At 72.1% G+C, this 20,968-nt stretch carries 15 protein-coding genes, 1 tRNA gene and 1 pseudogene; 12 read left to right on the forward strand and 5 right to left on the reverse strand.

What is annotated here, in order from left to right:
• The first annotated feature begins 163 nt into the window (after positions 1 to 163).
• The 9 genes from MUN78_RS09830 to MUN78_RS09870 all read left to right on the forward strand — a co-directional run bounded on the left by MUN78_RS09830 (position 164) and on the right by MUN78_RS09870 (position 12,242).
• Positions 164 to 949, forward strand: coding sequence for a fumarylacetoacetate hydrolase family protein (locus MUN78_RS09830; protein ID WP_244689557.1), 786 nt, complete (start codon positions 164 to 166; stop codon positions 947 to 949).
• Positions 934 to 1,752 carry an HpcH/HpaI aldolase family protein gene (locus MUN78_RS09835; protein WP_244726132.1) on the forward strand — a complete coding sequence of 273 codons (819 nt, stop codon included), beginning with the start codon at positions 934 to 936 and terminating at the stop codon, positions 1,750 to 1,752. Before MUN78_RS09830 ends, MUN78_RS09835 begins: the two co-directional genes overlap by 16 nt.
• 133 nt (positions 1,753 to 1,885) lie before the next feature.
• On the forward strand, positions 1,886 to 3,376 hold the full coding sequence (locus MUN78_RS09840) for a fumarylacetoacetate hydrolase family protein (RefSeq protein WP_244689560.1): 1,491 nt from the start codon (positions 1,886 to 1,888) through the stop codon (positions 3,374 to 3,376).
• A gap of 2 nt (positions 3,377 to 3,378) precedes the next feature.
• Entirely contained in the window at positions 3,379 to 4,050 is a 672-nt protein-coding gene (locus MUN78_RS09845) for a GntR family transcriptional regulator (protein WP_244689562.1), read from the forward strand.
• 48 nt (positions 4,051 to 4,098) lie between these two features.
• Complete coding sequence (locus MUN78_RS09850; protein WP_244726135.1) at positions 4,099 to 5,598, forward strand: aldehyde dehydrogenase; 1,500 nt, start codon at positions 4,099 to 4,101, stop codon at positions 5,596 to 5,598.
• Between the two features lie 28 nt (positions 5,599 to 5,626).
• Entirely contained in the window at positions 5,627 to 6,769 is a 1,143-nt protein-coding gene (gene hpaD / locus MUN78_RS09855; RefSeq protein WP_244726137.1) for a 3,4-dihydroxyphenylacetate 2,3-dioxygenase, read from the forward strand.
• A 335-nt stretch (positions 6,770 to 7,104) separates the two neighbouring features.
• Positions 7,105 to 8,652, forward strand: a complete 1,548-nt coding sequence (locus MUN78_RS09860) for an APC family permease (RefSeq protein WP_244726139.1) — start codon at positions 7,105 to 7,107, stop codon at positions 8,650 to 8,652.
• Between the two features lie 529 nt (positions 8,653 to 9,181).
• Positions 9,182 to 10,975, forward strand: coding sequence for a urocanate hydratase (hutU, locus tag MUN78_RS09865; protein ID WP_244726141.1), 1,794 nt, complete (start codon positions 9,182 to 9,184; stop codon positions 10,973 to 10,975).
• A 4-nt stretch (positions 10,976 to 10,979) separates the two neighbouring features.
• The gene (locus tag MUN78_RS09870; protein WP_244726143.1) at positions 10,980 to 12,242 is read left to right on the forward strand and encodes an amidohydrolase family protein; all 1,263 of its coding nucleotides are present in this window, start codon (positions 10,980 to 10,982) and stop codon (positions 12,240 to 12,242) included.
• A gap of 341 nt (positions 12,243 to 12,583) precedes the next feature.
• Here the strand turns inward: MUN78_RS09870 and MUN78_RS09875 are convergent, their stop codons facing one another.
• From MUN78_RS09875 to MUN78_RS09885, 3 genes are all read right to left on the reverse strand, one after another.
• Positions 12,584 to 13,561 carry a ribose-phosphate diphosphokinase gene (locus MUN78_RS09875; RefSeq protein ID WP_244689573.1) on the reverse strand — a complete coding sequence of 326 codons (978 nt, stop codon included), beginning with the start codon at positions 13,559 to 13,561 and terminating at the stop codon, positions 12,584 to 12,586.
• A 22-nt stretch (positions 13,562 to 13,583) separates the two neighbouring features.
• Positions 13,584 to 15,026 (reverse strand): bifunctional UDP-N-acetylglucosamine diphosphorylase/glucosamine-1-phosphate N-acetyltransferase GlmU, encoded by a 1,443-nt coding sequence (glmU, locus tag MUN78_RS09880; protein ID WP_244726145.1) that lies wholly within the window; start codon positions 15,024 to 15,026, stop codon positions 13,584 to 13,586.
• A 77-nt stretch (positions 15,027 to 15,103) separates the two neighbouring features.
• Positions 15,104 to 15,175 (reverse strand) — tRNA-Gln (locus MUN78_RS09885).
• An 89-nt stretch (positions 15,176 to 15,264) separates the two neighbouring features.
• On the opposite strand from MUN78_RS09885, the pseudogene MUN78_RS09890 reads away from it, so the two are divergent.
• A pseudogene (locus tag MUN78_RS09890) lies at positions 15,265 to 15,821 on the forward strand (MarR family winged helix-turn-helix transcriptional regulator).
• Between the two features lie 67 nt (positions 15,822 to 15,888).
• Here MUN78_RS09890 and MUN78_RS09895 read toward each other — a convergent pair.
• Positions 15,889 to 17,607: an amidase gene (locus MUN78_RS09895; RefSeq protein ID WP_244726147.1), complete on the reverse strand. Its 1,719-nt coding sequence runs from the start codon at positions 17,605 to 17,607 to the stop codon at positions 15,889 to 15,891.
• A 132-nt stretch (positions 17,608 to 17,739) separates the two neighbouring features.
• Here MUN78_RS09895 and MUN78_RS09900 point away from each other — a divergent pair, with 132 nt between their 5' ends.
• Positions 17,740 to 18,306 (forward strand): TetR/AcrR family transcriptional regulator, encoded by a 567-nt coding sequence (locus tag MUN78_RS09900; RefSeq protein ID WP_244726149.1) that lies wholly within the window; start codon positions 17,740 to 17,742, stop codon positions 18,304 to 18,306.
• A gap of 53 nt (positions 18,307 to 18,359) precedes the next feature.
• Here the strand turns inward: MUN78_RS09900 and MUN78_RS09905 are convergent, their stop codons facing one another.
• Complete coding sequence (locus MUN78_RS09905) at positions 18,360 to 19,286, reverse strand: LysR family transcriptional regulator (protein ID WP_244726151.1); 927 nt, start codon at positions 19,284 to 19,286, stop codon at positions 18,360 to 18,362.
• Between the two features lie 73 nt (positions 19,287 to 19,359).
• Here MUN78_RS09905 and MUN78_RS09910 point away from each other — a divergent pair, with 73 nt between their 5' ends.
• Positions 19,360 to 20,916, forward strand: coding sequence for an aminotransferase class I/II-fold pyridoxal phosphate-dependent enzyme (locus MUN78_RS09910; RefSeq protein ID WP_244726153.1), 1,557 nt, complete (start codon positions 19,360 to 19,362; stop codon positions 20,914 to 20,916).
• Positions 20,917 to 20,968 lie beyond the last annotated feature (52 nt).

Genomic DNA, 20,968 nt, shown 5'->3' on the forward strand with positions numbered 1-20,968 from the left:
TTCTACGTATGTTGACAAAAAACGCAACCGCGCATTCCGACAGGCTCCCGGGGAGGATAAACGCGTGATTTCGCGCGGGATTCCAGGAGGTCGCGACGCATCCTGGCGTGACGGCGACTGATCGTATACGATCTGAGATACCCGGCGAGACAACGGAGGTCACGTGCTCGAACAGACGCAGATTGAATCCATCGCGGACGAACTGGTGCAGGCGGATCGGGATCGCACGATCCTGCCGAAGCTCACGTCCCGGTACCCCGGCATGGTCATCGAGGACTCCTACGCCATCCAGAAGGTGTGGTCGGATCGACGCATCGCCGCCGGCGCGCGGCTCGTCGGCCACAAGATCGGCCTCACCTCGAAGGTGATGCAGCTCGCCACCGGCATCAGCGAACCGGACTACGGCGTCATCCACGACGACATGGTCTACGAGTCGGGCTCCGTCCTCGAGTTCGACCGCTTCTCCAACGTCCGCATCGAGGTCGAGCTCGCCTTCGTCCTGTCGAAGCCGCTGCGCGGCCCCGGCGTCTCGCTCTTCGACGTGCTCGACGCCACGGCGTACGTGGTGCCGGCGCTCGAGGTGCTCAACTCGCACCTCGAGCTCGAGGGCCGCACGATCGTCGACACGATCAGCGACAACGCGGCGATGGGCGCGATGGTGGTCGGCGGCCGCCCCGTGAAAGTCGACGACCTCGATCTCACGTGGGCCAAGGCGCTGCTCTACCGCAACGAGGGCATCGAGGATTCCGGCGTCGCCGGCGCGGTGCTCGGCCACCCGGCGCTCGGCGTCGCCTGGCTCGCGAACAAGCTCGCGCAGCACGGGCAGGCGCTCGACGCCGGCGAGATCATCCTCGCCGGATCGTTCACGAAGCCCATGTGGGTGGAGCGGGGCGACACCGTGCACGCCGACTACCACGAGCTGGGATCGGTCACATGCCGATTCGCCTGAGCCTTCCCGCCACGCTGCGCGAGCGGCTCGCCGACGCCGACCGCCCCCTCATCGGGCTCTGGGCCTGCGCCGGCAGTCCGATCACCGCCGAGATCGTGGCGGGCAGCGGCTGCGACTGGGTGCTCCTGGACGCCGAGCACTCCCCCAACGGCCTCGAATCGGTGCTCGCGCAGCTCTACGCGATGTCGGCCTACCCCGTGGCGCCGCTCGTCCGGCCGCCGTTCGGCGACACGGTCACGATCAAGCAGTTCCTCGACCTCGGTGCGCAGAACCTGCTCATCCCGATGGTCGACTCGGCCGAGCAGGCCGCCGAGATCGTGCGCGCCGCCCGCTACCCGACCGGCGAGCCCGGCGCCGGAGCCCGAGGCGTGGGCTCGGCGCTCGCCCGCTCCGCGCGCTGGAACCGGGTCGAGGGCTACCTCGGACGCGCGGCGGAGACCATCAGCCTGACCGTCCAGATCGAGTCGGCCGCCGCGGTCGCCGACGTCGAACGGATCGCGGCCGTGCCCGGCGTCGACGCGCTCTTCGTCGGCCCCTCCGACCTCGCCGCCTCGATGGGGCATCTCGGGCAGCAGAGTCACCCCGAGGTCGTCGCGGGCGTGCACCGGGCGATCGCCGCCGGCCGGGCCGCCGGGATCCCCGTCGGCGTGAACGCCTTCGTGCCCGCCGACGCGGAGCGCTACATCGCGGCCGGCGCCGCCTTCGTCGCCGTGGGCGCCGATGTCGCGATCCTCGCCAGGCAGACCGAGACGCTCGTCGACCGCTTCACGGGCGGCGCCGGCGAGGAGCGCGCGAGCTACTGATCCCGCGATCCGGGGATCCGCAGCCGCGACTCCGCTCCACGGAGTTCGCCCCCGGGTCCCGCACCCCGCACCCCCTTTCCAGATCCCCACGGATCGTATATGATTTGAAATACAACGACGAGACGAGGCAGTCATGAGCTACGGAATCGACACCCCGGGCAAGATCATCGCCGTGCACCTGAACTACCCCTCGCGCATGCAGCAGCGCGGGCGCACCCCCTCCCACCCCTCCTACTTCTTCAAGCCGCAGTCCTCGCTCGCGGCGAGCGGCGGCATCATCGAGCGGCCGGCCGGAACCGAGCTGCTCGCCTTCGAGGGCGAGATCGCGCTCGTGATCGGCGCGCCCGCGCGCTGGGTCTCCCCGGAGGACGGCTGGAGCCACGTCGCGCAGGTGACCGCCGCCAACGACTTCGGCGTCTACGACCTCCGCGCGGCCGACAAGGGGTCGAACGTGCGCAACAAGGGCGGCGACGGCTTCACCCCGATCGGCCCGGCGGCGATCCCGACGGACGGTCTCGGCCCGGGCGACTGGCGCGTGCGCACCTGGGTGAACGGCGCACTCGTGCAGGACGACACGAGCGATACGCTCGCCTTCCCCTTCGGGCGGCTCGTCGCCGACCTGTCGCAGCACTTCACACTGGAGACCGGCGACGTGATCCTCACGGGCACCCCCGCAGGGTCCTCGGTGGTGCTCCCCGGCGACGTCGTCGAGGTCGAGGTCGACGCGCCGAACGCCCCGGGCGCCCCGAGCACCGGCCGTCTCGTCACCACCGTCGCCCAGGGCGACCACGAGTTCGGCGACTTCGGCAGTAAGCCCGCCGTCGACGACACGCAGCGCATCGAGGCGTGGGGCAGCGAGCAGGAGCACGCGGCCGCGGTCGCCGCGGGCCGAGCCACCCCGCTCGTCGAGCGGCCCGAGGCGAGCCCCCTCACCGACGAGATCCGCGAGCTGCTCGACGGCGTCGCCGTCGCGACCGTCTCGGCGGCGCTGCGCAAGCGCGGCTACGTCGACGTCTTCATCGACGGGGTGCATCCGAATCACGAGGGCGACACGATCCTCGGCACCGCCAAGACGCTGCGCTTCATCCCGTTCCGGCCGGACCTGTTCGCGCAGCACGGCGGCGGCTTCAACGCGCAGAAGCGCGCGTTCGACACCGTGAACCCGGGCGAGGTGCTCGTCGTCGAGGCCCGCGGCATCCCCGAGACCGGCACCGTCGGCGACGTCCTCGCGCTCCGCGCCCAGGTGCGCGGCGCCGCCGGCATCGTCACCGACGGCGGCGTACGCGACTTCGCGGCGGTGCAGGAGTTCGACATCCCGGTGTTCTCGCAGGGCGCCCACCCGAGCGTGCTCGGCCGCCGGCACGTGCCCTGGGAGGTCGACGTGACCGTCGCCTGCGGCGGCGCCGCCGTGCAGCCCGGCGACATCATCATGGGCGACGGCGACGGCGTGATCGTGATCCCGCCGTTCCTCCTCGAGGAGGTCGCCCGCGAGGCGGCGGCGCAGGAGGCCGCGGACGCCTGGGTCGCCGAGCAGGTCGCCGCCGGACATCCCGTGGACGGCCTGTTCCCGATGAACGCCGAGTGGCGCGCGAAGTACGAGGCCGCGCAGGCGGACGGATCCTGACCGTGTCCGACGAGTCCAAGTCCGAGCGGGCCTACCGCCTCATCCGCGAGCGCATCGACAGCGGGCAGTACGTGCCCGGCTACCGGCTCGTGCTCGCGCCGATCGCCGCGGAGCTCGGGATGTCGGTGGTCCCCGTGCGGGAGGCGATCCGGCGGCTCGAGGCGGAGCAGCTCGTCACCTTCGAGCGCAACGTCGGCGCGCAGGTGGCGCTCGTGCAGGAGACCGAGTACCTGCACACGATGCAGACGCTCGCGCTCGTGGAGGGATCCGCCACGGCGCTCGCCGCCCCGTTCGTCACCGCCGAGCAGATCGCGCGGGCGCGCGACGTGAACGAGACGATGCGCCGGACCCTCGACGACTTCGATCCGCAGCGCTTCACCGCGCTCAACCTCGACTTCCACAGCGTGCTCTTCGAGACCTGCCCCAATCCGCACATCCTCGACCTCGTGCACCGCGGCTGGAACCGCATGAAGCTGCTGCGCAACTCCTCCTTCAGCTTCGTGCCCGGCCGCGCGCAGGAATCCGTCGCGGAGCACGAGCGGATCCTGCAGCTCGTCGAGCGGGGCGCTCCCCCGCTCGACGTCGAGCTCGCGGCCCGGGCCCACCGCACCGCGACGCTCGACGCCGTCCTCGCCTACGCCGAGGAGCACAAGCAGCCGTCCGCGGCGCACTGATCCGATCCCCATCTCCCACCCCTGTCACATCGTTTCGGAGGCGACACCATGACCCACCAGAAGCCCGCCGGGCTCCCCGACAAGATCCAGCTCTTCATCGACGGCGCGTTCGTCGACGCCCAGGACGGCGCGACGTTCGACGTCTCCGAGCCCGTGTCCAACGAGGTCTACATCACCGCGGCCGCCGCGGGCCGTGCCGACGTCGATCTCGCCGTCGCCGCCGCCAAGCGCGCGTTCGACGACGGCCCGTGGCCCCAGATGCTGCCCCGCGAGCGCTCGCGGATCCTCCACCGGGTCGCCGACATCGTCGAGTCGCGCGACGAGCAGCTGGCCCTCATCGAGAGCTGGGACTCCGGCCTCCCCATCACGCAGGCGAAGGGCCAGGCGCGCCGCGCCGCCGAGAACTTCCGCTTCTTCGCCGACCTCATCGTCGCCGAGCACGACAACGTCACGAAGGTGCCCGGCCGCCAGATCAACTACGTGAACCGCAAGCCGAAGGGCGTCGCCGGCCTCATCACGCCCTGGAACGTGCCCTTCATGCAGGAGTCGTGGAAGCTCGCCCCGGCCCTCGCGACCGGCAACACGGTCGTGCTGAAGCCCGCCAGCTACACCCCGCTCTCGGCGGCGCTGTGGCCCGAGATCTTCCGCGAGGCCGGCGTGCCCGACGGGGTCTTCAACCTCATTCTGGGCTCGGGCGGCGTCGCGGGCGATGCGCTCGTGAAGCACCCCGATGTGCCGCTCATCTCCTTCACCGGCGACAGCTCGACCGGCGCGATGATCTCGACCAACGCCGCGCCGTTCCTCAAGGGCCTCTCCCTCGAGCTCGGCGGCAAGAGCCCGTCCGTCGTCTTCGCCGACGCGGATCTCGAGGAGGCGCTCGACGCCACCGTGTTCAGCGTCTTCAGCCTGAACGGCGAGCGCTGCACCGCCGGCAGCCGCGTCCTCGTCGAGCGCTCCATCTACGACGACTTCGTCGCCCGCTACGCCGAGCGCGCGAAGAACATCGTGATCGGCCTGCCCTCCGACCCCGCGACCGAGGTCGGCGCGCTCGTGCACCCGAGCCACTTCGAGAAGGTCATGAGCTACGTCGAGATCGGCAAGTCCGAGGGGCGCCTCGTCGCCGGCGGCGGCCGCCCCGAGGGCTTCCCCGAGGGCAACTACGTCGCCCCGACCGTGTTCGCCGACGTCGCGCCCGATGCGCGCATCTTCCAGGAGGAGATCTTCGGCCCGGTCGTCGCCATCACTCCCTTCGACACGGACGAGGAGGCGCTCGCCCTCGCGAACGACACGAAGTACGGCCTCGCCGCGTACGTCTGGACCTCGAACCTCAAGCGCGCCCACAACTTCGCGCACGGCATCGAGTCGGGCATGGTGTGGCTGAACTCGAACAACGTCCGCGACCTGCGCACCCCCTTCGGCGGCGTGAAGGCCTCGGGCCTCGGCCGCGAGGGCGGGTACCGCTCGGTCGACTTCTACACCACGGCGCAGTCGATCCAGATCACCCTCAACGAGGCGCACTCCCCCCGCTTCGGCGCGGGCGGCAAGTGACCCCATCCACCTTCCAGGAAGCATGATCATGGCGAAACTCAACGAAGAAGACAAGCAGTCCGCGGGGTTCTGGGTCACTCAGGAGGCCCCGATCCACTCGGACAATCCCATCCCGACGGCGACCTCGCCCGCGCCGGACATCCTGCGCTGCGCGTACATGGAGCTCATCGTCACCGACCTCGCCGCCTCGCGCGAGTTCTACGTCGACGTGCTCGGGCTCTACGTCACCACGGAGGACGACGAGGCGATCTACCTCCGCTCCACCGAGGAGTTCATCCACCACAACCTCGTGCTGCGCAAGGGCCCCGTCGCGGCGGTCGCGGCGTTCTCCTACCGCGTGCGCACGCCCGAGGACCTCGACCGGGCGGTAACCTTCTACGAGGAGCTCGGCTGCGAGGTGCGCCGCAACCCCGACGGATTCGTCACGGGCATCGGGGACTCGGTGCGCGTCGTCGATCCGCTCGGCTTCCCCTACGAGTTCTTCTACCAGACCGAGCACACCGAGCGGATGTCGTGGCGCTACGACCTGCACATCCCCGGCGAGCTCGTGCGCCTCGACCACTTCAACCAGATCACCCCCGACGTGCCGCGCGCCGTCGGCTTCATGCAGAACCTGGGCTTCCGCGTCACCGAGGACATCCAGGACAACGAGGGCACGGTCTACGCGGCGTGGATGCGGCGCAAGCCGACGGTGCACGACACCGCCATGACCGGCGGCGACGGACCGCGCATGCACCACGTGTGCTTCGCGACCCATGAGAAGCACAACATCCTCGCCATCTGCGACAAGCTCGGCTCGCTCCGGCGCTCCGATGCGATCGAGCGGGGGCCGGGCCGCCACGGCGTCTCGAACGCCTTCTACCTCTACCTGCGGGATCCGGACGGCCACCGCGTCGAGGTCTACACCCAGGACTACTACACGGGCGACCCCGACAACCCGGTCGTCACCTGGGACGTGCACGACAACCAGCGCCGCGACTGGTGGGGCAACCCGGTCGTGCCCTCGTGGTACACCGACGGCTCGCTCGTGCTCGACCTCGACGGCAACCCCCAGCCCGTCGTCGCGCGCACGGACGACTCCGAGATGGCCGTGACCATCGGCGCCGACGGCTTCTCCTACACCCGCGAGGGCGACGAGGAGAAGGGCTTCAAGCTCGGCAACACGCTGTAGCCCGACGCGCGCGTCCCGACGGGGCGGCCGGGGATCCCCCGGCCGCCCCGTCGGCGTTGCAGCGGTTTCCGTCGCAGGGTTTCCGTTGCACCGGCGGGGCGGTCGCATCGGGGCGTCGCGGCCGACTGCATCGTGATCGACACCGCGTTCGACACCGCGTTCGACACCGTGCGACTATCCGTATGGATAGCCCTGCGCGCAGGGTCATGCCCCGTGCGCGCGCTGCACAGCCCGGAGCTTCCCCGCGCACCCCGCGGATTTTAGACTCGTGGCAATCCGCGCCTTCGCCGAGGACGGCGCATCCGGCATCGCCGCCGGTCACGAGAGGAACGACGATGAGCACTCCCACCGCGCAGGATCCCGCCGCGCAGGCGGCACCGCACGATCCCGGCCTCAGCAGGCGCACGCTCGGCGTGCCCGCCATCACCCTCATGATCATCGCCGCCTCCGCGCCCCTCACGGTCGTGGCGGGCGGCGTCACCACGTCCTTCGCCGTGACGGAGTCCCTCGGGGTGCCGCTCGGCTTCCTCCTCATTGCCGTGATCCTCACCGTCTTCGCGGTCGGCTACACGGCGATGGGCCGCTTCATCACGAACGCCGGCGCGTTCTACGCGTACATCGCCCAGGGCATCGGCCGGCCGCTCGGCGTCGGGGCCTCCCTCGTCGCGCTCGTCTCCTACAACGCGATGCAGGTGGGCATCTACGGACTCTTCGGCTTCCAGCTCTCCATGTTCCTCGAGGCGAAGTTCGGCTTCGCATCGCCGTGGTGGGCGTGGATCCTGCTGTGCATCGTCATCGTCGGCGTTCTCGGCGTCAACCGCGTCGACCTCTCGGCGAAGGTGCTCGGCGTCCTCGTCGGGCTCGAGTTCCTCGTCGTGATCGTCTTCGACATCATCTCGCTCACGGTGGCGCCCGAGGGCGTCTCGACGGCGACCCTCGCCCCGTCCGCGCTCTTCGGCCCGGCGCTCGGCCTCATCCTCGTCTTCGGCGTCGCCGCCTTCATGGGCTTCGAGGGCGCCGCGATCTACGGCGAGGAGGCCAAGGATCCCAAGCGCACGGTGCCCCGGGCCACCTACGCGGCGGTCGCGATCATCGGCGTGTTCTACGCCTTCAGCGCCTGGGCCTTCTCCGTCGGCATCGGCCCCTCGCAGATCGTGCCAGCCTCCCAGGAGTTCGGCCCCGATCTCATGTTCGTGTTCATGACGGACCGGGCCGGCGTGCTGCTCGCCGACATCATGACCCTGCTCTTCCTCACGAGCCTCTTCGCCTCGCTGCAGTCCTTCCACAACGCCGTCGCCCGCTACTTCTACTCGCTCGGCCGTGAGGGCGTGCTGCCCGCCTGGTTCGCGCGCACGAGCCGCGCAGGCGCGCCGTGGGCGGGCTCCGTCGCGCAGACCGTGATCGCGCTCGTCGTGGTGCTCGGCTTCATCCTCGCCGGCGAGGTCTTCGGCGGGGCGGCCGCCCTCGGCGACTCGGCATTCCTCTACCCCGTGCTCACGATGTTCACCTGGCTCACGAACACCGGCGCGGCGGGGCTCGTGCTCCTCATGGCGGTGATCGCGGTCGCGGTGATCGGCTTCTTCCGCCGGGACCGACGCGGACTCGGCGTCTGGACCACGGTGATCGCGCCCGCGGTGTCGGGACTCGCGCTGCTCTGGGTGTTCGTGATGATCCTGCAGAACTTCCCGCTCATGCTCGGCCAGGAGCAGCCGGATGCGACGACCTTCGTGCTCCCCGGCATGATCATCGCCGCCGCGGTGATCGGGATCGTGTGGGCGCTCGTGCTCCGCTCCTCCCGGCCGGAGACGTACCGCCGGATCGGACACGGCACCGAGCCCGGCGCCTACGGCACGGTACTCGTCGACGTGCCGGGCGAAGCGTAACGCGCCGCGGCGGGCGTTCGGTCGCAGACCCTGCGGACGGCGCGATCGCTGCGGGCGGCGCGGACGGTGCGGGCGGCGCGGACGGTGCGGGCGGCGCGGACGGTGCGAGCGGCGCGAGCGCTGGCGACGCGAGCGCTGCGCACGACGAGGGCGCTGCTGCCGCCTCTGACGCCGCACGTCGCCTCGGTCGGAGATGCGGCTTCGGTCGGGCCGGATCGACGCATCCGGCCCGACCGAAGCCGCATCGCTCACGGACGCCCCGGTGCCGTGCTCGCTGCTCCGCCTCCCCCACGGTCACGCGTCGCACGGTCACGCGCCGCACGGTCACGCACCCCACGGTCACACGCCGCACGACTGATACATCGCACGATGAAGCGCCACACGAACGGTGCGACGCGCGTACTGCGCGCCCATCAGTCCGGGATCCCGGACAGCACGGGAATGAGCGACGTTGTCGCGCGGACCGCGGCGCGGTGTGATGGATCCAACGCGCGGCGCCCGCCGCGTCGCTCGACCGAAAGGATCCGCCATGGCCCTCCCCGGCGCCCGCCCCGTCCGCGCTCCGCGCGGCACCGCGCTCTCGGCGAAGAGCTGGCAGACGGAGGCCCCGCTGCGCATGCTCATGAACAACCTCGATCCCGAGGTCGCCGAGCACCCCGACGACCTCGTCGTCTACGGCGGCACGGGCCGCGCCGCACGCAGCTGGGAGGCCTTCGACGCGATCGTCGACACCCTCAGGGATCTGGAGGACGACGAGACGCTGCTCGTCCAGTCGGGCAAGCCCGTGGGCGTCTTCCGCACCCATGTCTGGGCGCCGCGCGTGCTCATCGCGAACTCGAACCTCGTCGGGGACTGGGCCACCTGGCCGGAGTTCCGCCGTCTCGAGGCCGAGGGGCTCACGATGTACGGTCAGATGACCGCGGGCTCGTGGATCTACATCGGGACGCAGGGCATCCTCCAGGGCACCTTCGAGACCTTCGCAGCGGTCGCCCGGAAGCTCGCGGAATCGACGCGCGCGGCCGGGATCTCGGGGGATGCGGCGGACGCCATCACCACCGATGCCGCGGCGTCCGGAACGACGGAGACGGCCGCGGACGACGAGGCCGCACTGGCCGGCACGCTCACGCTCACCGGCGGCTGCGGCGGCATGGGCGGCGCGCAGCCGCTCGCGGTCACGCTCAACGGCGGCGTCTGCCTCATCGTCGACGTCGACGAGACGCGCCTGCGCCGCCGCGCCGGGAAGCGCTACCTCGACGAGGTCGTCACGGATCTCGACGAGGCCGTCGCGAAGGCGCGACGCGCGAAGGCCGAACGGCGCGCGTGGTCGATCGGCCTTGTCGGCAACGCGGCCGAGGCGTTCCCCGAGCTCCTGCGCCGTCATCGCGCCGGCGAGATCGCGATCGACGTCGTCACCGATCAGACGAGCGCGCACGATCCGCTCGCGTACCTCCCGACCGGATACGCCGTCGACGACTGGCGCGAGCGCGCCGCGGCCGATCCCGAGGGGTTCACCCGAGACGCGCGCGCCTCGATGGCCGCGCAGGTGCGGGCGATGGTGGAGTTCCAGGACGCCGGGGCTGAGGTCTTCGACTACGGCAACTCGATCCGCGACGAGGCCCGCCAGGGCGGCTACGACCGCGCATTCGACTTCCCCGGCTTCGTCCCCGCCTACATCCGGCCCCTCTTCTGCGAGGGCCTCGGGCCGTTCCGCTGGGCGGCGCTCTCCGGCGACCCCGAGGACATCCGCGTCACCGACGAAGCGATCCTCGAGCTCTTCCCTGAGAACGCCCACCTGCGCCGCTGGATCCGCGCGGCCCAGGAGCGCGTCGAGTTCGAGGGCCTGCCCGCCCGCATCTGCTGGCTCGGCTACGGCGAGCGCGCGCGGGCCGCGCTCCGCTTCAACGAGCTCGTCGCCGAGGGACGGCTGTCCGCGCCCATCGTGATCGGCCGCGACCACCTCGACTCGGGTTCGGTCGCCTCTCCGTACCGCGAGACGGAGGCGATGGCCGACGGCTCGGACGCGATCGGAGACTGGCCGCTGCTCAACGCGCTCACCGCCGCCTCCTCCGGCGCCACCTGGGTGTCGCTGCACCACGGCGGCGGCGTCGGCATCGGACGCTCGCTGCACGCGGGCCAGGTCTCGGTGGCCGACGGCACCCCGCTCGCCGCGGAGAAGCTCGCGCGCCTCCTCACCAACGATCCGGGCATGGGGGTGATCCGCCACGTCGACGCCGGGTACAGGCGCGCCGTCGAGGTCGCCGCGGAGCGCGGGGTCCGCGTGCCGATGGCGCCCGTGATCCGCGACGCCGGCGCGGAGGGGTAGCACGATGCCCGCGCTCCTCATCGACCGCATCGGCGAACTGACGACCAACGTCCCCGAGCTCGGCACGGGCGTCGGCGGTCGGCTGCACGATGCCGCGGTCGTGGTCGAGGACGGGCGGATCGCCTGGCTCGGTCCGAGCGCGCAGGCGCCCGACGCCGACGAGCGCTGCGATGCGGACGGCCGCGCGCTCCTCCCCGGGTGGGTCGACTCGCACACCCATCTCGTCTTCGCCGGCGACCGCACGGCGGAGTTCGAAGCGCGCATGGCCGGCGAGGCCTACACGGCGGGCGGCATCGCCGCGACCGTCGCCGCGACGCGGGCGGCGAGCGACGCGGCACTCGAAGACAATCTCGTCCGGCTCGTGGGCGAGGCCAGGCGCGGCGGCACGACCACCCTCGAGACGAAGACGGGCTACGGGCTCACGGTCGCCGACGAGCTGCGCTCCGCGCGCATCGCCGGCCGTCACGTCGATGCGGTGACCTTTCTCGGCGCGCATCTCGTGCCCGAGGGCGCCGACCCCGAGGCCTACCTCGCGCTCGTCACGGGAGACATGCTCGCCGCCGTCGCCCCGCACGTGAACTCCGTGGACGTCTTCTGCGAGACGGGCGCGTTCGACGCCGATGCGACGCGACGCGTTCTCGCGGCGGCCGCCGAACGCAGCCTCGCGACGCGCGTCCACGGCAACCAGCTCGGTCCGGGCCCGGGCGTGCGCCTCGCGGTCGAGCATGCCGCCCGCAGCGTCGACCACGTCGGATTCCTCGACGATGCCGACGTCGAGGCGCTCGCGGGCTCCTGGTCGGGGCTGTCCTCACGCGCGCTCGCCGCCGATGCGGGCGCGCTCGCCTCCGGCAGCGGCACAGTCGCCACCGTGCTCCCGGCCTGCGATCTCTCGACGCGGATGCCGCTCGCCCCGGCGCGGCGGCTGCTCGACGCGGGCGCGATCGTCGCGATCGCCTCCAACTGCAACCCGGGCACCTCGTACACCAGCGCGATGGCCTTCTGCGTCGCCACCGCCGTGCTGCAGATGGGCCTGAGCGTCGCCGAGGCGGTGCGCGCGGCCACGCTCGGCGGCGCGATCGCGCTCGGCGCGCACGTCGACGGCTGGACGGATCCCGCGGGGGTGCCGCAGCCGCGCGTCGGCGTCGTCGCACCCGGCGCGCGGGCCGATCTGCACCTCCTCGCGGCGCCCGCGACGACGCATCTCGCCTACCGCCCGGGGGTGCCCCTCACCGCGGCCGTCTGGCGCTCCGGCGAGCGCGTGGTCTGAGCCGAGCACGATCCCGCACGCTCGCCGCCCCGCCTCCTTCGCCGACCCCCGCCCCGACCTCCCCCTTCGCACGTCAGTCGTTGCGACTTTTCGCCACGTTGAGTCACAACTCCTGACGTGCGAAGGGGACGCGTTGGCGGAGAGGGGATGCGTGGGAGGCGCGAGGACGCGTGGGAGGCGAGAGGACGCGTGGGGGGCGCGAGGACGCGTGGGAGGCGAGAGGACGCGTGGGAGGCAAGGGGACGCGACTCAGACGCGAGCGGGGACGCGAAGGAAGCGCGACCGGGGCTCGAGCCGGACTGCGGTTCGGACGGGGATCCGGCCGGGAGCGCGGATCCCGGCTAGGCGGCGCCTTCGAACATCGAGGTCACGGAGCCGTCCTCGAACACCTCGTGGATGGCCTTCGCGAGGAGCGGGGCGATCGAGAGCACCGTGAGCTTCTCGAAGCGCTTCTCCTCGGGCACCGGGAGCGTGTCGGTGACCACGACCTGGTCGATGAAGTCCTGCGAGAGGTACTCGGTCGCCTTGCCCGAGAAGATCGCGTGGGTCGCGGCGATCGTGACGCCGCGCGCACCGGCCTCCTTGAGCGCGCCGGCGGCCTTCGTGATCGTCCCGCCCGTGTCGATCATGTCGTCCACCATCAGGCACCAGCGGTCCTTCACGTCGCCGACGATGCCGTGCACGGAGGCCTGGTTCGCGACCGAGGGGTCGCGGCGCTTGTGGATGATCGCGAGCGGGGCGCCCAGGCGGTCGCTCCACACGTCGGCGACCCGGACCCGGCCCATATCGGGCGAGACGACGGTCAGATCGTCGCGGTTCAGGTGGGTCTCGAAGTGCTCGAGGAGCACGGGCATCGCGAAGAGGTGGTCGAGGGGGCCGTCGAAGAAGCCCTGGATCTGCGGCGCGTGCAGGTCGACCGACATGATGCGGTCGGCACCCGCGGTCTTGAAGAGGTCCGCGACGAGCCGGGCCGAGATCGGCTCGCGGCCGCGGCCCTTCTTGTCCTGGCGGGAGTACGGGTAGAACGGGGCGACGACGGTGATCCGCTTCGCCGAGGCGCGCTTAAGCGCGTCCACCATGATGAGCTGCTCCATGAGCCACTCGTTGATCGGGTTGGTGTGCGACTGGATCACGAACGCGTCTGAGCCGCGCACGCTCTCGTCGAATCGCGCGTACAGCTCGCCGTTGGCGAAGGTGCGGGCATCGGTGGGCACGAGTTCGGCCCCCAGCTCCGCCGCCACCGACTCGGCGAGCTCCGGGTACGCCCTGCCCGTAATGAGGACGAGCTTCTTCTGCCCGGCCATCTCGATCGTGCTCATTACCGTTCGATTCCCATCTGGTTCATTCCCCGCCGTCCTGCGCCGACTTCGCTCGCTCTGCGGCTTCCGCAGTGCTGGTCCCGGGGCGATGCTCCGCGACCCACCCCTCGAGGTTCCGCTGGGGCGCCACGTTCAGCGCCAGCGATCCCGAGGGGACATCCTTCCGCACGACCGTGCCCGCGGCCGTGTACGTGCCGTCCTCAATCGTAACGGGCGCGATCAGCACGTTCTTCGAGCCGACGCGCACGCCGTCGCCGACGACGGTCGTGTGCTTGGCCACGCCGTCGTAGTTGGCGAAGATGGTGCCTGCGCCGATGTTGCTGTCGCGGCCGATCGTCGCGTCGCCGACGTAGCTGAGGTGCGGCACCTTGCTGCCCTCGCCGATCTTCGCGTTCTTCGCCTCCACGAAGGCGCCGATCTTGCCGCCCTCGCCGAGTTCGGTGCCCGGGCGGATGTAGGCGAAGGGACCGACGACCGCGCCGGCGGCGATCACGGCGAGGGTGGCCTCGCTGCGCCGGATCCGCGCACCCTCGCCGACCTCGCAGTCCACGAGCGTCGTATCCGGGCCGACGACGGCGTCCGCCCCAATCGAGGTCGCGCCCTGCAGGAAGGTGCCGGGGAGGATCTCCGCATCCGCGGCGATCGAGACGTCGGCGTCGATCCACGTCGTCGCGGGATCCTGGATGGTCACGCCGGCGCGCTGGTGGGCGCGCACGATGCGGGCGTTGAGCTCGCGGCCGGCCTGGGCCAGCTGCGCGCGGTCGTTCACCCCCGCGATGAGCCAGGGGTCGTCGGTCGCGACGGCCTCGACGCCGCCGCCCGCCGCGAGGATCCGCGACGCCGCATCGGTGAGGTACTTCTCGCCCTGGGCGTTGTCCGTGCCGATCCCGGCGAGGGCCTCCTCGAGGGAGCGGCGCGCGAAGACGTAGATGCCGCCGTTGATCTCGGTGATCCGGCGCTGGGACTCGTCGGCGTCCTTCTCCTCGACGATGCCCGTGACGGATCCGCCGGCGTCGCGCAGGATCCGGCCGAGACCCGTCGGGTTCTCGAAGGTGGCCGAGAGCAGGGTCATCGCGCGGCGCCCCTCGACGTGGCCCTTGACGAGGCGGTCGAGGGTCGGGGCGTCGATGAGCGGGACGTCGCCCGAGAGCACCACGACGGAGCCCGCGAAGCTCTCGGGCAGCGCCTGCAGCGCCTGCTCGACGGCGCGACCCGTGCCCGGCACCGCGTCCTGGTCGACGATCACCGTGTCGGGGGCGTGGTCGAGGATGGCGGCGGCGACCCGGTCGCGATCGTGCCGCACGACCGCGAGCACCCGCTCGGGCGACAGCGCGGCCGCCGTGTCGAGCACGTGGGCGATGAGCGAGCGCCCGCCGATCGGGTGCAGCACCTTCGGCAGGGCCGACTTCATGCGGGTGCCCTGGCCCGCCGCGAGGATGACCACCGCGAGAGCGCGTTCTGACATGTCTTCTGCCTTTCTCGGACCCTCTGCGCCGGCGGGCGCAGGCGGAGCTGCTGTGCGGCGATTCCCCCGCGCAGCAGCTCCGCCCCTAGGATTCGAACCTAGACTTCACAGCTCCAAAGGCTGTCGTGCTGCCATTACACCAAGGCGGACCGCGCCGTTCACCGGCACGCGTACCAGTTTGCCAGATCCGGGAGGAGCGCCGTACCACGCGGAGGCGATCCCGCGCGATAATGGAGGGATGAAGCAGGAGGACGAGGTCGACCAGATCGTCGCCGATTGGAGCCGTGCACGCCCGGATCTCGACCTGGCGCCGCTCGCGATCTTCTCGCGGCTCTGGCGGGTGAGCAAGCACCTCGATCGCGCCCGTTCCCACGCCTTCGAGCGCTCCGGGCTCACGGCGTGGGAGTTCGACGTGCTCGCGGTGCTCCGCCGCAGCGGCGAGCCCTTCATGCAGAGCCCCAAGGTGCTCGTGCAGCAGACGCTCGTCTCGAGCGGCACCATGACCAATCGCATCGACCGCATGGCCGAGCGCGGTCTGGTCCGCCGGCTCACCGATCCCAACGACGGCCGGGGGGTGCTCGTCGAACTCACGGCGAACGGGCTGACGCTCGTCGACGCGGCGATGACGCGGCTCAGCGACGCCGAGGAGCGCATGCTCGGGGGCTCCCGCGCTCGGAGCGGGATCGGCTCACCGTGCTGCTGCGGCGCCTCTCGCAGAGCATCGACCGCTTCGAGCCCGTGACGGAGCCCATCACGCTCCCCGGCGCGGTCGGCGAGGACGCGCCCGGGGCCTGAGCCGGATCGCGGGAGCGCTCCGGGGGCCTGAGCGGATCGCGGCTCAGTCCCGCGATCCGCTGCGGCCTCAGGCCGCGCGATCGCCCGGGAGCTCGGGCGTCGAGGCGGGCGGCACGCGGAGGCTGCCGCCGTCGCCGGCCTCGAACGCCGCGGCGTAGCCGAGCAGCTCCGGGTCGCGGTATGCGGCGCCGGCGAAGGTGAGGCCGACGGGCATGCCGATGTCCTCCATGAGCCCCATCGCCACCGTCACCGTCGGGATGCCGAGATGGCGGATCGCGTAGTTGCCGTTCGAGAAGAACACGCCGTTCGACCACGCGTGATCGGCGGCCTCGAGCTCGCGCTCCGCGTCCTCGCGCGCCACGTCGGCGTTCGCGGGGAAGACGACGCCGTCGAAGCCCTCGGCGGCGAGCCAGTCCTCGAAGAGTTCCTCGCGCAGGCGCACGAGCGCCCGCAGGCCGTCGGCGAAGTCGCCCCGATCGCGCGGGTCGGGGATGCCGCGCTTCGCGTAGGCGACGGTGGCGCGGTAGCGGTTCGGGTAGTCCTCGACCTCCTCGTAGCGGTCGGGCAGGGTGCCGGGGGGCTGCGGGAAGATTCGATCGGGGTCGACGACCGCGAGCTCGGGGATCGCGGGATCGCCGTTCGCCTTGAGGAAGTCGTCCCAGCCGAAGGCGAGGAAGTCGGTGAACTCGGTGTCCATCCAGCCCTCGGGGAGCGCGCCGAGCGCACCGACGTTCTCCTGGCCCGGCCGGTCGCCCTCGTAGCGCTCGATGAGGGGGAAATCGGTGACGACGAGCTCGGCGCCGAGCGCCTCGAGCCTGGCGGTGGCGCGGGCGAACAGCGCGAGCACGCTCGGCCGCACCGCGATCGGGAACGCGGGGTCCTGGCCGAGGTACATCCGCGGCACCGCGAAGCGCTTGCCGCGGAGCGCCCCGGGATCCTGCAGGGAGAGGTACGAATCCGGCCGGTGCGCGCTCGGCCGCGGCAGCGGCACGACCGACTGGTTCCGCCAGAAGTCTCCGCGGGTCACGGGGTCGTCCTGCACGAGCACGTCCAGGAGCCGGAGCATGTCGGGCATGGAGCGGGTGTGCGGCACGACGACATCCCTCGCGGGGAACAGCGGCCAGTTGCCGCGGATCGAGAGGATCCCCCAGCTCGGCGTGTACGCGCAGAGCCCGTTGTTCGAGGCCGGGCTGCGCCCGGAGGAGACCGTCTCCTCCCCCATGCCGAACATCGCGAGGTTCGCGGCCGTCGAGACCCCCGAGCCGTTCGAGGAGCCGGAGGCGTAGGCGGCGGCGAGGAAGTCCCTGTTGTAGGGGCTCTCGGCCCTGCCGTAGACGCCGCGCTGCATCCCGCCGTCGGCCATCGGGGGCATGTTCGTCTTGCCGAGGAGCACCGCGCCGGCCTCCCGGAGACGGGCCACCGAGAACGCGTCCCACTGCGCGACGAGCTCCGCGAAGGCCGGGGAGCCGGAGGCGACCGTGAGCCCGCGCACCATGTAGGAGTCCTTGACGGTGAAGGGCACCCCCTCGAGCGGGCGGGCCTCGCCCGCGGCCCAGCGGCGGTCGGACTCCGCGGCCTCGGCGAGCGCGTCGGGATTCGGCACCACGACGGCGTGGAGGCCGCCCTCGCCCGCGTCGTAGCGCGCGATCCGAGCGAGATAGCGCTCCGTCAGCCAGGTGCTCGTGATCGTGCCGCCGCGCAGGGCCGCGAGCACCTCCCCGATGCTCGCCTCGTGCAGCGCGAAGCCCGCCGTCGCTGCGGACTCAGATCCGCTGTGATCATCCATGGCACTCCTCGATCCCGTCTCCGTCGGCATTGCCGAATCCGATACGCGCGTCGTATCCTGAAATTAGTTTCAGTTCTTCCGGCCCCGCTGTCAAGCCGAGGGACCGGGCGGGCACCGGCACGAGAGGACGACATGGCCGAGGACACGCGGGAGCGCATTCTCGCCGCGTGCGAGCGCGTCATCGCCGGGGACGGCCTGAGCCGCTTCCGGATGCAGCGGGTCGCGCGCGAGGCGGGGGTCTCGATCGGGCTCCTCGCCTACCACTTCGGCGATCGGGACGGGCTGCTGCAGGCCGCCCTCGACCACGTGAACGCCGGCGCGGCCGAACGCGCCGCTCGAGTGCCGGAGGCGAGCGACGCCCGTGCACGGCTCGCGGCGCTGCTGTGCTCGGAATTCGGCGATGACGCGCGGATCCGCGCGGGATCGACGCTGTGGAACGAGTTGCGCGCCGCGGCCGTCTTCGCGCCGGCGCAGGCGGGGGCGCTCGCGAAGTCCACCTTGGAATGGCAGGACTCGGTGCGCCGGCTCATCGTCGAGGCCGGCCGATCCGCCGCGGACGCCGACGCCGCCGCGCTCGCGCTCACCGCGCTCGTCGAGGGGCTCTCGGGCCGGTGGCTGACGGGGCAGATCGACGTCGGCGAGGCGCAGGCGACCGTCCGCGGCGCCCTTGCGGCCCTCGGTCTCGAGCCCCCGGCCTGACGCGCGCCCGGCGACACGGCGCCGCGGCACCGAAGGGGGCGCGGCGGCGCCCGTCACGGCGCGGCGACACCCGTCACGGCTCGGCGGCGCTCGGCGACGACGCGCTCCAGGATCCCGCCGAGGCTCCGCGCCGCCGGCGGCGCCGCGTCCCGCAGCGTCACGTAGGAGACGCGGCGCTCGCCGAGATCCTGCACGGCGGGCCGAAGCACCACGTCGAAGTCCGCATCCACCGCCCCCTCGGTCGTGAGCGCGCAGCCGAGACCCTCGGCGACGAGACCGTGGATCATGGCGAGGTCGTCGGTGCGCATGAGCTCGCGCATCGGGATGCCGAGTGCCCGGTGCACGCGGCGCAGCACCCGATCGGAGGCCTCGTCCGCATTGCGGCTGCACACCCAGGCCGCCTCCGCGAGCTCGGCGAGATCGAGCTCGGCCCGCGCGGCGAGCGGTCCGTTCCCCGCGACGAGCACCCGGTAGGGCTCGGAGATCAGGGGACGCTGCACGAGGTCGTCGCCGATGAAGCCCGGTTCGGTCGAGAGGTGGTAGACGAGCCCCGCGTGCACCTCTCCCGCACGCAACTGCCTGAGCACCTCGGTCGGCTCCGCCTCGACGACCTCGACCCGGACCGCGCTGCGCCGCTGCAGCGCGGCGATCGCGGCGGGGATGAGGCGCGACCCCGTCGAGGAGAAGGTCCCCACGCGCAGCGTGACCGTGCCGGCGTCGCGCAGCTCGGCGACGGCGCGCTCGGCGCGGTCGATGCGCGTGAAGACCGGCGCGATCTCGGTCGCGAAGTACTCCCCGAGCTCCGTCAGCCGCGCGCCGCTGCGCTCACGGGCGACGAGCGCGGTGCCGAGATGGGCCTCGAGCGCGCCGAGGTGGTGGGTCACGGTGGGGACGCCGTAGCGGAGCGCCTCGGCCGCGCGCGTCAGGCTGCCGTGCTCGCGGACGGCGAGCAGCACGCGGAACTGCTGCAGATTCATCATGACATAGAGCGTATGTCAACTGATTCGAATTCTTGATATTCCGCATCACGCTCGAGCAGCCTAGCGTGGTCTCGTGCTCGATACCCCACACACGCCGCCGACCACTGACCCTGCGACCCCCGCCGTCCCCGCGACGCCGCCGGCCGGCGCGCCCGCGGTGCCCGCCCGGCAGTTCGAGACGCCCTACGTGGACGCCGTGCGCGCGCTGGCCACCGAGCCGTGGCAGCGCCTCCACGTGCCCGCGCACCACGGCGCCCCGGAGAACGCGCCGGGCATCGCCGAACTCGTCGGCGCCGGGGCGATGAGCATCGACTTCCCCGTGCTCTTCAGCGGCGTCGATCAGCGCAGCTGGCGGCTGACCGCGCCCGGGCGCGCGACCCCGCTCATGCGGGCCCAGGAGCTCGCGGCCGAGGCCTGGGGGGCGAGCCGCACCTGGTTCATCACGAACGGCGCCTCCGGGGGCAACCATGTCGCGACCACCGTCGCGCGCGCTCTGGGCACCGAGACGGTGCTGCAGCGCAGCGTCCATTCGAGCGTGATCGACGGGGCCACCCACGTCGGTCTCGAACCGCACTTCGTGCACGGCTCGGTGGACACCGGACTCGGCGCCTCGCACGGTGTCACCGCCGCGCAGGTCGCGCGGGCGCTCTCGGAGCACCCCGGGAGCGCCTCGGTCTATCTCGTCTCCCCCAGCTATTTCGGCGCGGTCGCCGACATCGCCGCGATCGCCCGGGTCGCCCACGATCACGGCGTACCGCTCATCGTCGACGAGGCCTGGGGCTCCCACTTCGGCATGCACCCCGCGCTGCCGGTCAATGCGGTGCGCCTCGGCGCCGACCTCGTGATCTCGAGCACCCATAAGGGCGCCGGTTCGCTCACGCAGTCCGCGATGCTGCAGCTCGGCCACGGTCCGCACGCCGCCGCGCTCGCCTCCCTCGTCGAGCGGGTCGTCCGGTCCTTCCAGTCGACCTCGACGAGCGCGCTGCTGCTCGCCTCGATCGACGAAGCGCGCAAGCACCTCGTCACGCGGCCCGAGCTCGTGGGGCGAGCGATCGCCTCTGCCGAACGCATCCGCGCCGCGATCCGCGCCGACCGCCGCTACCGCGACGCGACGCCCGATGTGCTCGCGCGCGCCGACGCCGTGGCGCACGATCCGCTGAAGGTCGCCATCGACACCCGCGGCGCCGGCATCACGGGCGGCGAGGCGCACTTCCTGCTCATGCGCGACCACCGCATCACCTGCGAGCTCTCCACCCCGGCCGCGCTCCTCTCCCTCATCGGCGCGACCGCCGAGGTCGACGTCGCGCGCTTCCTCGCCGCGCTCCAGGCACTCCCGGAGGCCGCCGTCGAGCCCGAGCGCCCGATCGCGATGCCCGCCCCCGGCGCGCGGGCGATGGGCCTCGGCGAGGCGTTCTTCAGCGCCGTCGAGCTCGTGCCCGCCGCGGACGCCGCGGGACGCGTCTCGGCCGACGCGCTCGCCGCGTATCCGCCCGGCGTCCCCAACGTGCTCCCCGGCGAGGTGCTCTCCGTCGAGGCGATCGCCTTCCTGCGCGCGACCGCGGCGAGCCCGGCCGGGTACGTGCGCGGCGCCGCCGACCCGGCGCTCGACGCCTTCCGCGTCGTCGCCTGAGGGCCGCCGCCGCATCGGGGAATACTCGGCGCGGCGGCGCGTTGCACCCGGC

The organism is Leucobacter allii, from assembly GCF_022919155.1.
Taxonomy (GTDB): Bacteria; Actinomycetota; Actinomycetes; order Actinomycetales; family Microbacteriaceae; genus Leucobacter; species Leucobacter allii.